Annotated in this window: 2 protein-coding genes; both read right to left on the bottom strand. The window is 53.8% G+C overall.

Going from position 1 to position 1,004, the window contains the following annotated elements; genetic code table 11:
• Positions 1–66: 66 nt before the first annotated feature.
• Positions 67–420 (bottom strand): head-tail connector protein, encoded by a 354-nt coding sequence (locus tag AACS90_RS03605; RefSeq protein WP_099123664.1) that lies wholly within the window; start codon positions 418–420, stop codon positions 67–69.
• A 50-nt stretch (positions 421–470) separates the two neighbouring features.
• A partial coding sequence (locus AACS90_RS03600; protein WP_099123663.1) for a phage major capsid protein occupies positions 471–1,004 on the bottom strand: 534 nt, incomplete at its 5' end.

The raw sequence follows: 1,004 nt of genomic DNA, 5'->3' as shown, positions 1-1,004 counted from the left end.
GTCTGGTTAGCCCGGATAGCCTGAATGGTAATGCGATGGCGAAGTCGGCCAATATCCATAGTCACCTCACAGACGGTAGCGTTTATAGGGTTGCAGCAGTGCCTTAACGGCAAACGGGAGGGTTGCCGCCGACTGCCCCACCACCACGGCAGTCCGGTTCTCATACCAATGCCCGATCAGCAGCAACAGGGCCTGAATCACCGCTTCGTTTAAGACCAGCGCATTATCATCAATGACCTCCGGCGGCGCGGTCTTTTCTGTTGCGGGTTCCGGGGATAACCCCTGCGGAATATGCAGCGTTTTTCTGTCGGTATAGTTCAGGGCATAGTGAATGGCGGCGTTTTCGTATTGCTCGAGCAAGGCATCATCCTGTGATGAATCCAGCCGGCAATGATCTTTAATCATGGAAAGGGGTATCATCCGTCACCTGTCATCAAAAAGGCGGCCAGTGACCGCCGTGAGTAATGTGATTAACCTTTGGGGGCTACCGAAGCGGTAAAATCACCGTAAATAAAGGCTTCCGGGCGTTTGACGGCGAGTGCCAGACGTTCTTCACAACGAATGGAGATCATGTTCTTGCCGAAGTCGTCTTCGTTCTCACTGGAGATAACGACGTTCATTTGTTCCCGGTCAAAAATCTGAGCGGCAGAATCAAACGCACCGACCAGAAATTTACCCCGGAAGGCCGCGACATCGGTCGCAATCACCGGCAGACCCCATAACGTCGGGGTGGTATAGCCTTGCGGATTGGACAACAAATAACGCCCGAGACTGTCCTTAATCAGCTCCACTGTCGCCCAGTCAACAAAGTGGGTCACAATCGCCGACGGAGGCAGCAACGCTAATTGCGCCTGCAACATCGCCAGCCGGATATCATCAATGGCGGTCGCTTTCTCCACCTTGATTTCCGCCTTGTACTGACTGGCCTGCGGCACAATGCCTTTGATATTGCCGTTCGCCCCGTCACCGAACAGGATCTGCTGCTCTTCCACAAATTTCAGGCC

This window comes from Xenorhabdus sp. KK7.4 (assembly GCF_963876465.1).
Taxonomy (GTDB): domain Bacteria; phylum Pseudomonadota; class Gammaproteobacteria; order Enterobacterales; family Enterobacteriaceae; genus Xenorhabdus; species Xenorhabdus stockiae.
The sequence above is the reverse complement of the archived record's forward strand: the minus strand, read 5'-3'. Positions and strand labels throughout refer to the sequence as shown.